General features: G+C 62.5%; 9 protein-coding genes. 5 read left to right on the top strand and 4 right to left on the bottom strand.

Going from position 1 to position 13,892, the window contains the following annotated elements; genetic code table 11:
* The first annotated feature begins 37 nt into the window (after positions 1 to 37).
* Together F2P47_RS16105 and F2P47_RS16100 are read left to right on the top strand one after the other, a co-directional pair.
* The gene (locus F2P47_RS16105) at positions 38 to 1,090 is read left to right on the top strand and encodes a lipid A deacylase LpxR family protein (protein ID WP_185681162.1); all 1,053 of its coding nucleotides are present in this window, start codon (positions 38 to 40) and stop codon (positions 1,088 to 1,090) included.
* 95 nt (positions 1,091 to 1,185) lie between these two features.
* Positions 1,186 to 2,646 (top strand): AMP-binding protein, encoded by a 1,461-nt coding sequence (locus F2P47_RS16100; RefSeq protein ID WP_152217407.1) that lies wholly within the window; start codon positions 1,186 to 1,188, stop codon positions 2,644 to 2,646.
* A gap of 9 nt (positions 2,647 to 2,655) precedes the next feature.
* Here F2P47_RS16100 and F2P47_RS16095 read toward each other — a convergent pair whose 3' ends face one another.
* Complete coding sequence (locus F2P47_RS16095; protein ID WP_152217446.1) at positions 2,656 to 4,482, bottom strand: potassium transporter Kup; 1,827 nt, start codon at positions 4,480 to 4,482, stop codon at positions 2,656 to 2,658.
* Positions 4,483 to 4,701: 219 nt separating this feature from the next.
* Between F2P47_RS16095 and F2P47_RS16090 the strand changes: the two genes are divergently transcribed.
* The 3 genes from F2P47_RS16090 (at position 4,702) to F2P47_RS16080 (ending at position 10,306) form a co-directional block, all read left to right on the top strand.
* On the top strand, positions 4,702 to 5,490 hold the full coding sequence (locus F2P47_RS16090; RefSeq protein ID WP_152217406.1) for an enoyl-CoA hydratase: 789 nt from the start codon (positions 4,702 to 4,704) through the stop codon (positions 5,488 to 5,490).
* 86 nt (positions 5,491 to 5,576) lie between these two features.
* Complete coding sequence (locus F2P47_RS16085) at positions 5,577 to 7,322, top strand: N-acyl-D-amino-acid deacylase family protein (RefSeq protein ID WP_152217405.1); 1,746 nt, start codon at positions 5,577 to 5,579, stop codon at positions 7,320 to 7,322.
* A 287-nt stretch (positions 7,323 to 7,609) separates the two neighbouring features.
* Positions 7,610 to 10,306: a glycosyltransferase gene (locus F2P47_RS16080; RefSeq protein WP_152217404.1), complete on the top strand. Its 2,697-nt coding sequence runs from the start codon at positions 7,610 to 7,612 to the stop codon at positions 10,304 to 10,306.
* A 113-nt stretch (positions 10,307 to 10,419) separates the two neighbouring features.
* Here the strand turns inward: F2P47_RS16080 and F2P47_RS16075 are convergent, their stop codons facing one another.
* The 3 genes from F2P47_RS16075 to F2P47_RS16065 form a co-directional block, all read right to left on the bottom strand.
* Entirely contained in the window at positions 10,420 to 11,190 is a 771-nt protein-coding gene (locus F2P47_RS16075) for an SDR family NAD(P)-dependent oxidoreductase (RefSeq protein WP_152217403.1), read from the bottom strand.
* A gap of 70 nt (positions 11,191 to 11,260) precedes the next feature.
* Complete coding sequence (locus F2P47_RS16070) at positions 11,261 to 13,006, bottom strand: class I adenylate-forming enzyme family protein (protein ID WP_152217402.1); 1,746 nt, start codon at positions 13,004 to 13,006, stop codon at positions 11,261 to 11,263.
* A 138-nt stretch (positions 13,007 to 13,144) separates the two neighbouring features.
* Positions 13,145 to 13,810 carry a glutathione S-transferase family protein gene (locus F2P47_RS16065; protein WP_152217401.1) on the bottom strand — a complete coding sequence of 222 codons (666 nt, stop codon included), beginning with the start codon at positions 13,808 to 13,810 and terminating at the stop codon, positions 13,145 to 13,147.
* Positions 13,811 to 13,892 lie beyond the last annotated feature (82 nt).

The raw sequence follows: 13,892 nt of genomic DNA, 5'->3' as shown, positions 1-13,892 counted from the left end.
ATTACATCATATGGGGGGTATCTGGAGTTTTCACTGCATGACATCCGTTTGCCGCGTTCTATCCGCAGCCTCGCTCCTTTGCGCTGCCACAATGGGCACGGCCCTGCCTGCCTTCGCGGAAGAGATGGATAACGGCTTCATCTCGCTGCAGGTCGAGAACGATCTCTTCGCCAAGCTCGCCAATACTGACCGGCACTATACGAACGGGCTTCAGGCCGCGTGGCTCTCGGCCCCGCGAGACGACCTGCCGGAATGGCTGAACAACCTTTCCGCGCCCCCGCTTTTCGGCCTCTTTACCGACGACGCGAATGTCGTGAGCGTGACGCGGCGGATCGGCGTCAATATCGGTCAGGAAATCTTCACGCCCGACGATACCGACGCGACCGCACCTCTTCTCCACGACCGGCCCTATGCGGCATGGCTCCATTCCACCTTCACGCTCCAGAGTGTGCGCGAGAACGCGGCGGGTGGCGCCTGGCAGGACCAGTGGAAACTCGATCTCGGCGTGGTCGGCCCCTGGGCTCTGGGACGGCAGGTGCAGAATGGCTGGCACAAGCTCATCAATGTCGAACAGGCAAATGGCTGGGCAAACCAGCTCCGCAATGAACCGACCGTCAATGTGAGCTTCGAACGCGCATGGCGTTCGGAGCGGACTGATTCGATCCTCTTCGATCTCGACACAGACACGATCCCCTATAGTGTCGTCGCCCTCGGCAATGCGCAGACCTATGCGGGCGTCGGCGCCATCATCCGCTTGGGGCCGGACCTGCCCGATGATTTCGGCCCGAGCCGCATCTATCCCGGCATCGGCGGGTCGGACTGGTTCCGCGCGACGCCCGGTTTCGACTGGTATGTCTTCGGCGGCGGCGAACTGCGCGGCGTCGCGCGCGACATCTTCCTCGACGGCAATACGTTTCGCGACAGCCAGAGCGTCGACAAGAAGCCCGTCGTCACCGACATCAAGCTCGGCGCGACCGCGATCCTCGGCGATACCCGCCTGAGCTTTACCCATGTGTTCCGCAGCAAGGAATTCTACGACCAGCCGAAGGCCGACCAGTTCGGCTCCATCACCCTCACCTTCGGCCTCTAGGCGCGGGCTTTCGCAAGGCGGCGGAAGCGGACTAGAATAAAGGCCCCGGCAACGACCGGGCCGACTGCAAAATACAAATCCCCGGGAGCGAAATCATGGCCATCATGTCCGTCGGACAAATACCCGCCTATTGGGCAGCGCGCGATCCGAATGCGCCTGCGCTGACGCATGAAGGCCGCACCGTCACCCGCGCCGAATTCGATGCCCGCACCAACCGGCTTGCCCGGGCCTATCAGGAAGCCGGCGTCGGGGAAGGCGATCTCGTCACCATCGGCCTGCCAAACGGCATCGAATTTTTCGAAGCCTGCTTCGCCACCTGGAAGCTCGGCGCGACGCCGCAGCCGGTTTCCTCGCGTCTACCCAAGGCGGAGCGCGACATGATTGTTGAGGTCGGGCAACCCACGCTCGTCGTCGGCGCGGAACCCGGCATGCATGGCGGAACGCCCTGCCTCCCCATCGGCTTCGAACCCGACGAGTCCCTGTCGGACGCTGCGCTCCCGGAGATTACCGCACGTTACTGGAAAGCGCCGACATCGGGCGGCTCGACGGGCAGGCCCAAGATCATCGTGTCGGGCATGCCCGGCGCCTTCGATCCAGATGAGGCCCTCTACCATCAGCAAATTGGACGCGCGCAGCTCGTCCCCGGGCCGCTCTATCACAACGGTCCGTTCAGCTTCTCCATGCTCGGCTTCATGACGGGCAACCACATCGTCATCATGTCGCGCTTCGACGCGGAGGAAACGCTGCGCCTCCTCGCCGAACACAAGATCGACTGGGTGATGCTGGTGCCAACCATGATGCATCGCATCTGGAACCTGCCGGAAGACGTGCGCAACAAGTACAACCTCTCGCATCTGCGCGTCGCGTTGCATCTCGCGGCGCCCTGCCCGACATGGCTGAAGGAAAAATGGATCGAATGGCTCGGCGCCTCTCGCATTCACGAACTTTATGCCGGCACGGAAGCGCAAGGCGGCACATGGATCACGGGCGAGGAATGGCTCGAACATCGCGGCTCGGTCGGCAAGCCCAACGCCGGCTGCGAGATGAAGATCGTCGGCAAGAACGGCGAAACACTGCCGCCGGGCGAAGTCGGCGAGGTGTTCATGCGCCCGCTTTCGGGCCCCGGCACGACCTATCATTATATCGGCGCCGATCCGAAACAGATCGAAGGCGGGTGGGAGTCGATCGGCGACGTCGGCTACATGGACGAGGACGGCTATCTCTATCTCGCCGACCGTCACACGGACATGATCCTCTGCGGCGGCGCGAACATCTATCCCGCCGAAGTGGAAGCCGCGATCGACTCGTTTCCCGGCGTTCGCTCGAGCGCCGTCATCGGCCTGCCGCATGACGATCTCGGCAACGTGGTCCACGCGATCATCGACGCGCCCGGTGGTTTCGATGAGGGGGCGCTGAAGGAATATCTCGCCGAACGTCTCGTGCGTTACAAGATTCCGCGCAGCTTCGAAGTCGCGCATGAACCCTTGCGCGACGATGCGGGCAAGCTTCGCCGCTCAGCTCTGCGCGCGGAGCGGATCAAGGCGCCGGCAAGCTGAAGGTCGAAATCAGACTTCCGTCTTGGTCCCGAGTTCGACGACGCGGTTCGGGGGAAGCTGAAAATATTCCGTCGGGCCCAGCGCGTAGTCCATCAACAGGATGAACAGGCGCGACTGCCAGGCCGGCATCTTCGAAGAGTGCTCATGCACCAGCGTCTGCCGGCTGACGAAATAGGATGTTTCCATCGGCGGGAAATCGAGGCCGAAGGTGCGGCAGCGTTCCAGCTGCTCGGGCACGTCGACCTGCTGCATGAAGCCGTGACGAATTTCAATGCGGGCGAAACCGTTGGTCAGCGTCTCGACCTTGAGCTGCTCGGCAAGCGGCACGCGCGGCGTGTCCTCGGTGCTGACGCGCAGCAGCGCCACACGCTTGTGCAGAACCTGATTGTGCTTGAGGTTATGCAGAAGCGCGGTCGGCACGACATCGAGGTTCGCGGTGAGGAATACCGCCGCGCCCTTCACACGCTGGATCTTCTGATCCGCCGCCTGTTTGAGCAGCGTCTCGAGCGGCACGGCGCCATCGAGGAACTGCTCGGCCAGAAGCTTGCGGCCGCGTCGCCACGTTTCCATCAACACGACGAGAGCAAAGCCCACCGCGATGGGCAACCAGCCACCTTCGAGAACCTTGGTCAGGTTCGAGGTGAGGAAGCTGATATCGATCGTGAGGAAGATCGCAACGACGATCGCCGTCGGAATGAGCGGCCACTTCGCGATGCGGCGGAAATAGTAGAAGCCGATGAGGGTCGTGATAACCATCGTGCCAGTCACGGCAATGCCATAGGCATAGGCGAGGTTCGACGAGGATTCGAAGCCGACCACGGTGGCGAGCACGCCGACCATCAGCGCCGCGTTGATCTGCGGCACATAGATCTGGCCCGCTTCGCGCGCAGAGGTATGACGGATGCGGACACGCGGGAGCCACCCGAGTTCCACGGCCTGGCTCGTCACCGAGAAGGCACCCGAGATCACCGCCTGCGAAGCGATGATGGCGGCCATGGTAGCCAGCAGCAGCAGCGGCACGCGCAGGATTTCCGGCGCAAGGAGGTAGAACGGATTTTCGACAGCAGTCGGATCGGAGAGCAGCAGCGCGCCCTGACCGAAATAATTGAGGATAAGCGCGGGCCAGACGAAGACAATCCAGACGCGCCGGATCGTCGCCCGGCCGAAATGACCCATGTCCGCATAAAGCGCCTCGGCGCCGGTGATGGCGAGCACGACGGCGCCAAGCAGCAGCAACGGATGGGTATGGCCCGCCATCAGCAGGTCGATGCCGTAACGGGGATCGAGCGCGGCCAGCACACCGGGGTGACGGAAGAGACCGTAGACGCCGAGCGCGGCGAGGACCGCGAACCAGACGCCCATGACCGGGCCGAACAGGGCACCAACCTTTGCCGTGCCGTTGCTCTGGGCAAGGAAGAGACCGACGAGCAACACGGCCGCGATGGGCACCGTCATGCCGTTGAAGATCGGGGAGATGACCTCAAGACCCTCGACCGCGCCGAGGACCGAGATCGCAGGCGTGAGGATGCCATCGCCATAGAAGAAGGCCGCACCCAGCATGCCGCCGCCAATCATGGCCGACGCGAGCCACGAGCCCGGCACTGCCTGCTTGAGGGCCAGCGCCGTCAGCGCGAGCACACCGCCTTCGCCCTTGTTGTCTGCGCGCAGGATGAAGATGACGTACTTCACCATCACCACCAGCGTGATCGCCCAGAAGACGAGCGAGAGCACACCAAGGACGGTCTCCGGCGTGACCTTCAACCCCACGGCGGGGTCGAAACACTGGCGGATGGTGTAAAGCGGGCTGGTCCCGATATCGCCGAAAACGACGCCCATTGCGGCGACGTGGAGAGCGAGCTGGAACGGCCGTTCTCCGTCGGATGGAGCGATGCTCAAAGGATCGAGCCCTTTAGGGTTGCGAGGGGGCGCATGCTGTCCGAAGTGAGCGGCGAGGTCAACCGGTCCCGCTCCTGCGAATTGCGACCTTCTGTCCCCTCTGTTAGAGGAGTCCGCATCGCTCTTGCAAATCCAGAAGTATGATTATGGGAGAATAATATGTCCGGTGCAACCACCGAACCCGTCATCCTCGTTGAAAAGTCCGGCGGCGTCGCCCTCGTCACCCTGAACCGCCCGAATGCGATGAATGCGCTGTCGGGCGAGCTCCGCTCCGCGATCGCCGAAACCTTCGAGGCGCTGGAAGCCGATCCCGAGGTCCGCGCGGTGATCCTGACCGGTGCCGGCAAGGCCTTCACTGCGGGCCTGGATCTCAAGGAACTGGGCTCGGGCGCGAGCACGGTGGGCAGCGCCGTCAACGACAAGGACCCCGTAACCTCGATCGGCCAGTTCTCCGGCCCTGTGATCGGCGCCATCAACGGCGTCGCCATCACCGGCGGCTTCGAACTGGCATTGGCCTGCGACGTCCTCATCTGCTCGACCAATGCCCGCTTCGCCGATACCCATGGCCGCGTCGGTATCCTGCCCGGCTGGGGCCTCAGCCAGAAGCTTTCCCGCGTCCTCGGCATCTACCGGGCGAAGGAACTCTCGCTCACCGGCAATTTCCTCTCCGCCGCGCAGGCCTATGAATGGGGCATGGTCAACCGTGTGGTCGAGCCGGACGAGCTCATCCCCACCTGCCGCAAGCTCGCCGAAGACATGCTCTCCCTCATCCCGGATTGCCTCGTCACCTACAAGAAGCTCATCGACGAGGGCTTTGCCGAGACCTTCGGCGAGAGCCTCAAGACCGAGCGCCGCTTCACCAGCGAGCGGAACCAGGCGGTCGATGCCGGCGAAATCGAAGCTCGCCGCGAAGCGATCAGGCAGCGGGGCCAGCAGCAAAAAAATTAAAGTCCGGGACCCGGATACCTCCCCGGCCTTGCGAAATCCGCTAAGCTTCCCGCCAAAGACCATTAAAGAGCATCTGGGAGGAAGCCATGCATGATCTCGTGATCCGGGGAGGCACCGTTTTCGACGGCACCGGAGGAAAGCCTTTCGAGGCCGATATCGCCATTGATGGCCAGACCATCGTCGCGGTGGGCAAGATCGAAGGACAGGGCCGCGAAGAGATTGATGCGCGCGGCCAGATTGTGACCCCCGGCTTCATCGACGTGCATACGCATTACGATGGCCAGGTTACCTGGGATCCCTATCTCCAGCCCTCCACCTTTCACGGCGTCACCACCGCCGTTCTCGGCAATTGCGGCGTCGGCTTCGCGCCCTGCAAGCCTGAACAGCGCGAATGGCTGCTCGGCCTGATGGAAGGCGTCGAGGACATTCCGGGCACCGCGCTCGCCGAAGGCATCAGATGGAACTGGGAGAGCTTCCCGGATTACATGAACGCGGTCGAGGTCTCGCCTCTCGCGCTCGATGTCGGCCTTCAGGTGCCGCATGCCGCCGTCCGTGCTTATGTGATGGGCGATCGTGCCCCGGCGCTCGAACCGGCCACGGCGGAAGAAACGGAAGAGATGGCGCGGCTCGTCGTGGAAGCGCTCGACGCGGGCGCGCTCGGCTTCTCCACCTCGCGCACGCTGAAGCACCGCGACAAGCATGGTGCCTCGACGCCGACGCTGAAGGCGGAAGCCGAAGAGCTCCACGGCATCGCGCGGGCCATGGGCAAGGCGGGCAAGGGCGTCCTCCAGCTCATCGCCGATTTCAAGGACACGGACGCCGAATTCGCCATGCTGCGCGGCATGGTCGAGATTTCCGGCCGCCCCATGTCGATCACTATTGAGCAGGACGACCGCTGGCCGACCGTCTGGAAGCGTGTGCTCGACAATATCGCCGCCGCCAATGCCGCCGGTCTTTCGATCAAGGGTCAAGTGCCGCCGCGCGCGACGGGCCTCCTGCTCGGCCTCACGGCCTCGCTCAACCCCTTCGTCATGCACCAGACCTTCCGCCAGATCTGGGGCGCACCGCTCGAAACGCAGGTGAAGGCGCTCAACGACCCCGAGTTCCGCGCGAAGCTCCTCGCCGAGGAACCGGCATATCCGGCGGGCGAGATCATCGAGATGATCTGCACCGCCTACCACAAGATGTTCGCGCTGGGCGAGGTGCCGAACTACGAACCTGCGCCCGGGGAAAGCGTGAAAGCGCGTGCAGAACGCGCAGGCAAGAATCCGCGCGAGATCGTCCTCGACCTCATGCTTGAGCGGGACGGCAAGGCACTCATCTATTTCCCTCTGATGAACTATTACAGCGGCAGCCTCGCCGATGTCGAAACCATGCTTACTCACCCGAACACGGCCTTCGGCCTTTCGGATGGCGGCGCCCATTGCGGCATCATCTGCGACGCAAGCTTCCCTTCGACGCTGCTCACCCATTGGGGCCGCGACCGGACGCGGGGACGCAAGCTGCCCCTCGAATGGCTGATCCATGGCCTGACCGGCCGCAATGCGGATCTCGTGGGTCTGAAGGATCGCGGCATTGTAGCCCCCGGCATGAAGGCCGACGTCAATGTGATCGATTTCGACCGCCTCAAGCTCTATTCGCCGCACATCGTCAACGACCTGCCGGCAGGCGGAAAGCGCCTGATCCAGCATGCGGACGGCTATACGGCGAGCGTCGTTTCCGGCTCGGTCGCTTTCCGGAACGGCCAGCCGACCGGGGCGCTGAACGGGCGGCTGGTGCGCGGCGCGCAGGCGCGGCCTTCGGGCGCGCGGCTTCCCGCCGCGGCCGACTGACGCGCCGCTACTGATGCAGAGGCCGGGCGCAAAGGGCGGAGCATGAGCCAGACGCCAAAGCCCAACGAAACGGCGATGTCGCAAAATCGAGGGCCTTATGCCTTCATTTCGCATTCATCGCCGGTTCATCGCCCGGCAGCTAATTCTACTCTCGGCAAAACCCTGAAATGCGGTATGCGTAATCGCGTGACAGGCAATATCCCAGACGAAGCCGATGGAGCTGGGCCTTCGGCGTGCTGGACAGTTTAGCGATCATCCCCCAGACGGCTCTTTTTTCGGGACCTTAAATGGACAACCCCGCTCCCCGTCCCTCGAGCAAGAATTCGCTCGCTCGCGTCGCGGCCTTCTTCGTCTTCGTTCTTCCCGTGGTCATCGTGGCCAACCTCGCGATATGGGCGGCCTTCAACCAGCCGCATGAGGCAGAAGCCTGGACGGGCGAAATCGTCGGCTTCTCCTATAGCCCCTATCAGCTGGGCCAGGATCCGACCAAGAACATCCACCCCACGCAGGAACAGATCGACAGCGACCTGAAGCTCCTTTCCGGCACCGTGCAGGCGATCCGTACCTACAGCGTCATCAGGGGGCAGGAGAACATTCCCGATCTCGCAGCCAAGCATGGACTTTCCGTCGCGGTCGGCGCCTGGATCGGCACGGACCCGAAGCGCAATGACGAGGAAATTGCAAATCTGATTTCCATTGCGCCCAAACGCAATGTCGTGCGCGTACTGGTCGGCAATGAAGCGCTGCTGCGCAACGACCTCCCGGTCAGCGAACTCATCGACAAGATCCGCTATGTGAAGACGAAAGTCTGGAAGCCGGTCTCAACCGCCGAGCCGACGCATATCTGGATCAAATATCCCGAGCTCGTGAAGGAGGTCGATTACATCGGCGTGCAGATTCTTCCCTACTGGGAAGGCATCCCTGTCAATCAGGCCGTCGATGCCGTGTTCGACCGCCTCGACGAGCTGCACAAGGCCTATCCCGACAAGCCCATCGTCATCACCGAAGTCGGCTGGCCGAGCCGCGGCAAGATCATTCCGCGCAAGGCCTATCCCGGTATTTCTGAAGCCGAGCTTTCGGGCGAGGCCGTGCCCTCGCTCGTCAACCAGGCAACCTTCATGCGCGAGTTCCTGAACCGCGCCAAGGAAGCTGACCTTACATATTATGTGATGGAAGCCTTCGACCAGCCATGGAAAGCGGCCGAGGAAGGCGCGGCGGGCAGCTATTGGGGCATCTACAACGCCGAGCGCCAGCCGAAATTCCCGATGGCCGGCAGCATCATCGAAGCGCCGCAGTGGCGGCTCTGGGCCTCGCTCGCGGCGGGCCTCGCCTTCGTCATGGCGGTCATGTTCATGCTGCGCCGCCGGAACGTGCAGACGGCGGGCGTCATCATCTTCACGATCATGACTCAGGTGGCGGCCTCGGCGCTCGCTTGGGCGGGCCTGTCGGTAACGGGGCTCTATCTCACCTCGGTCGACACGATCATCTGGGGCTTCCTGTTCCTTGCTCAAGGATTGCTGCTCATCGTTCTCCTCGCGGAAGCGATCGAATTCGTCGAGGTGATCTGGACGCGGCATGGCGAACGCCATTTCGAGCCCTTCGATCACACGCGCGGCTATCCGAAGAACAAGGTGTCGATCCATGTTCCGATCCACAACGAACCGCCGGAGATGGTGCGCGACACGCTGACAGCGCTTTCGAAGCTCGATTATCCGAACTTCGAAGTGCTGATCCTCGACAACAACACCGTCGATCCCGAGGTCTGGCAGCCCGTACGCGACTACTGCGCGCAGCTCGGACCGCGCTTCCGTTTCTTCCATCTGGAAAACTGGCCGGGCTTCAAGGCAGGCGCGCTCAATTTCGGCCTGAAGATGACGGCGGAAGACGCCGACATCATCGCCGTCATCGACAGCGACTATCAGGTTTCGCCGGACTGGCTGCGCACCATGGTGCCCTATTTCGAAAAGCAGGATGTGGGCTTCGTGCAGTCGCCGCAGGATTATCGCGACGGCCATGAGAGCGTGTTCAAGAACATGTGCAACTGGGAATATGCCGGCTTCTTCCATATCGGCATGGTCCAGCGCAATTACTTCAACGCCGTCATCCAGCACGGCACCATGACACTCGTGCGCAAATCCGCGCTCCAGAAGGTCGGTGCCTGGGCCGAGTGGTGCATCTGCGAGGACGCGGAACTCGGCATGAAGCTCTACCGAGCAGGCTATGACAGCGTCTATGTCAACCACTCCTTCGGCAAGGGTCTGACGCCGGACACGCTTGCCGGCTATATCGGCCAGCGGTTCCGCTGGGCCTATGGCGCTGTGCAGATCGTGAAGCACCACTGGGATGCGCTCGCGCCCTGGTCGCGCAAGGGGGGCCTCACACCCGCCCAGCGCTACTACTTCCTTGCAGGGTGGCTCCCCTGGTTTGCGGATGGACTCGCGCTGCTCTTTACGATTACCAGCATCGGGCTCTCGCTCTTCGCGCTCTATGCCCCGAAGATGGTACAGCTTCCCGTGGCGGCCTTCCTCATCCCGACCATCGGCAGCTTCGTCTTCAAATTCGTGCGCTCGCTCTGGCTCTATGCCGTGCGCGTAAAGGATTGCACCTTCATCGAAAGCCTCGGCGCGGGCGTAGCCGCTCTCGGCCTCACCCATACGGTGGCCAAGGCGATGCTCAACGGCATGGTGACTTCGGGCAAGCCCTTCTTCCGCACACCGAAATGTGAGGACAAGCCGCCGCTCGCGGCAGCCATCATTCAGGTCCGCGAAGAAGCGGTGATGCTGACACTCCTCTGGGGCCTCGCCATCGCCTTCTTCTTCAACCAGGACTTCTCGGACAGCCTGTCGCGCCTATGGATCTGCGTGCTGCTCGTGCAGTCGGTCCCCTATGCAGCGGCGGTACTTCTCTCCTTCATCAACGTCCTGCCCGCAATCTTCAAACGCTCGAAGGACGAACCCAAGGGCGCGCTGTCGCCTGCGGAGTGAAGGACAAAAAGACAAAAGAAAAGGCCGGCAAAAATGCCGGCCTTTTTTTGTTTGCTCGCAACATCCACCAATGTCACCCCGGGTCTGTCCCAGAGTGGCGGCACAGGGATCGACTAGTTCCCGCCGCCGTCGATGTTGAGCTTCTGCCCATTGGCGTAAGGATTGGCGTCCGAGACGAAATAGACGACCGCCGCCGCAACTTCTTCCGGCGAACAGACATGACCGAAGGGATATTGCGCGTCGAGCTCGTGGATATCCATGTCCTTCTTTCCGGCACGGGCGGCCGCGAGGCGTCTGCCCATATCGGTATCGGTCAGGCCCGGCGCGACGATGTTCGTGCGGATGCCGTATTTGCGCTCCTCCTTGGCGAGCGTCAGCGCCAGCGCTTCGGCTGCCGCCTTGCCCATGTTGTAGGGGCCGCCATTGGCGCCCATGTGGAGCGTCGCCACCGAGGAAATGATGATGATGTCGCCGCGCTTCTCCTTGCGCATGTGCGGAATGACGAGCTTCGACATGAAATGCGGCGCCAGCGCATGGACGCGCAGTACGCGCTCGATCTCCAGCGGATCGGTATCGGCGACAGACTGGCCACGCGAGGCAATGCCTGCATTGTTGACGAGAATGCCGATGGAGCCGAAATCCTTCAGCACGTCGGCAACCATCTTCTGGTCTTCCTCGAAATTCTCGACGGAGGCCGAATAGGCCTTCGCCTTGCATCCAAGCTTCTGAATTGCAGCGACGGTTTCGGCGGCAGCCTCTTCGTCGCGGCGATAATTGAGCGCAATGTCGGCGCCCGCTTCCGCAAGCGCGATGGCGATGGCGCGGCCAATGCCGCGCGAGCCGCCGGTGACGAGGGCGACGCGGCCCTTCAACGAGATTTCCATTTTCTCCTCCCTGTCTTGATTATTGAAGAGCCCGCGCACCCTCCCCCGAAAGCGCGCGGGCCTTTTATCGTCAGGCTGCGCCCTGGCCGATATATTTCTTCATGTCCTCGCGCAACTCCGTCTTGAGGATCTTGCCATTGGCGTTTCGTGGCAGCGGCTCGTGGCGAATCTCGATGCGGATCGGCACCTTGAACGCGGCGAGGAGCTTGCCGACATGAGCCTTGAGCTCTTCCTCGGTAACGCTCTTGCCGGGCGCCACCTGCACGACGGCGCCGACTTCCTCGCCCAGAACCTTGTGCGGAATGCCGACCACGGCAGCGTCCATCACGGCGGGATGGGCATAAAGCGCGCCCTCAACCTCGACGCAATAGATGTTCTCGCCGCCGCGAATGAGCATGTCCTTGGCGCGGTCGAGAATGAAGACGAAGCCTTCGTCGTCGATGCGCACGAGATCGCCCGAATGGAGCCAGCCATCGGTGAAGGAAGCCTCCGTCGCTTCGGGCTTGTTCCAGTAGCCCTTCACGACATTCGGCCCCTTGATCCAGAGCTCGCCGATCATGCCTGTGGGCACCTCCTTGCCGTTCTCGTCGACGACCTTGAGATCGCAGACGGGAACCGCCGGACCGGCGCTTTCCGGACGGTTCACATAATCCTCGGCGGTATTCTGCGTCGTCACCGAAGAGGTTTCGGTGAGGCCGTAGCCATTGCCCGGATGGACCTTCGGGAACTGCTGCTTGATGCGCGTGACGAGATCGGGCGCCGACGGCGCGCCACCATAAGAAACAGACTCGACGCTCGACGTATCGTATTTGTCGAAGTCGGGGCTTTCGAGCACCTGCCAGACCATGGCGGGCACGCCGCCAAAGGCCTGAAGCTTCTCCTCCTCGATGAGCTGGAGCGCGCGCTCAGGTTGCCACTTGTGCATGATGACGAGCTTGCCGCCACCCGCATACATGGGCACCAGGATCGAATGACAACCCGTGGCGTGGAAGAGAGGCACGGAGAGCAGGATCGAGCGCTGCGGATCGCTCGGATTCGGCGGCTGGGGAATCTCGCCGCGACGTAGGCAGGCGCGGGCTGGCGCATAGGCCATGCTGACGAGGTTCGTCATGATGTTGCGCTGCGTCCCGAGCGCGCCCTTGGGCTTACCCGTCGTGCCCGAGGTGTAGAAGATCGTCGCATCGTCTTCGGGAACGAGGCCCGGATCGGGCAGAGGATCGGCGGAGAGCGATGCATAATCGGAAGGCTTGCCGACGAGATCCTCGAAGGCTTCGGCAACGCCGAGTTCTTCCTTCGGCGTGCGCACCGCGACAATGCCCTCAAGCGCGAGGTTGCGGAAATGCGGGCGCAGGCGATCGACGCGCTCATGATCGAGGACGACGACCTTCGAGCCGGAATCCGCGATGCAATATTCAAGTTCGGGTCCCGTGCCCCAGGCATTGACCGGAACGACGACGGCGCCGAGCGCGGCGATGGCCCAGAAGGCAATCGACCATTCGGGGAAGTTCCGCATGGCGATAGTCACGCGGTCGCCCTTCTTCACGCCATATTTGTTCGCGAGCACACGGGCGAAGGCCGTCGCAGCGCGATAATGGTTCTCAAAGGAGAGGCGTTCGCCCTCATAGACGATGAAGTCGCGGGCGCCATAGGCGCGGCCGGCTTCGAAGATGAACCGGAGATGCGGCGGCGCGTTCTTGTAGACCCGCGTCGGAATCCCGCGAATCGTCACGGTTTCCATTTCGAAGGGCGTGCCAGGAGCCGTGAGCAGACTGTTAGCGTCCGCAATGCTCATGGCGGGCCAAGGCGTGTCGGCCATTGTGAACCTCCCAATGCGCTTGTGATTTTGGTGTGTCGCTTGGGTATTCAAATAGCTGGTTTGAAGCGGTTTTTGAAGGAAAGAGATGGATGGACGCGGCGGTGGTCCGCCCCGCCGCCGCGTCCAGGTCGAAAAGGCTCAGAGACCGAGCTTGGCGACGAACCCGCTTTCCTCGGCGATGCAGGCCGCAAAGCTCGGTCGGGCGTGGATCGCCTTCAGGAAGCGCGAGAGATTGGGCCATTTCTTCTCGTCGACCGAGTAGCCCGCATGCGCGAAGTTCACGAATTGCGTGGCCACCGAAATATCCGCAATCGAGAAGGCGCCGCCGACATAGAACTCGTTTCCGCCGATTTCCTTGTCGAGATAGTCGAAATATTTGGGCAGTTTCTCGGCAATGGCCTTTTCGGCCGCCGCGCGGTCGGAGGCCTGGCCCATCAGCTTCGCCAGCACGACCGGGCGGAAGACGCCCATGCCGATATTCGCCGCGAGTTCGGAATCCGCATACTCCTCGAACCAGAGCGCGCGCCCATAGGCGAAGCTCTCCTTGGGATAGAGCGCAGGCTCAGGCTTCTTGCGCTCGAGATAAGCACAGATGACGGAGCTGTCCGGCAACGTCGCGTCGGGGCCCACATCCTCGTCGCGCAGCACCGGAATGCGGCCGAGCGGCGAAATTTCCTTGTACCAGTCCGGCGCCGGGAAAGGCGTCACGGGGTCGAGCTTGTAATCGAGCCCCTTTTCGGCAAGCACAACGCGCACCTTGCGCACGAAAGGCGACAGCGGCGCCCCGTAAACGATCAACCCCATTCGTCCCTCCTCCGGTTTTTTGGTTGCGCGATCCTGCTGTGCGAATCCGGTCGACGCAAGCTGCAAAGGAACCCGAAAGGGC

Source organism: Parvibaculum sedimenti (assembly GCF_009184905.1).
GTDB lineage: Bacteria > Pseudomonadota > Alphaproteobacteria > Parvibaculales > Parvibaculaceae > Parvibaculum > Parvibaculum sedimenti.
Note: the sequence above shows the minus strand (reverse complement) of the source record. Positions and strands in the feature narration are given on the sequence as shown.